This window comes from Bacillus sp. SIMBA_005 (genome assembly GCF_046535585.1).
GTDB lineage: Bacteria > Bacillota > Bacilli > Bacillales > Bacillaceae > Bacillus > Bacillus pumilus.
On sequence record NZ_JAWRWI010001333.1, the window covers coordinates 1 to 228 of the forward strand.

Below are 228 nucleotides of genomic sequence, written 5' to 3' on the forward strand. Positions count from 1 at the left end.
CTTCTTAATTTTCGCGCGCTCCTGGTATGTGAGCGCGATCGGCAACTTCTATACGTTCTATGCGATGAATGCCTATCATGTCAGCATTCAGCAGGCACAGAGCTACATCTTCGTCTTTTTATTTTTCGGAGCTGTCGGAACGTTTCTCGGCGGGCCGCTTGCAGACCGTTTCGGAAAACGGAACGTCATCATCGTTTCCATGACGGCATCGGCTCCCTTGACGATTTT

Annotated in this window: 1 protein-coding gene; it reads left to right on the forward strand. The window is 50.0% G+C overall.

The annotated features are described in order from the left end of the window. Window positions 1-228, forward strand: a 228-nt coding sequence (locus SB660_RS24400; protein ID WP_410585246.1) for an MFS transporter, incomplete at both ends; no start/stop codon positions are given.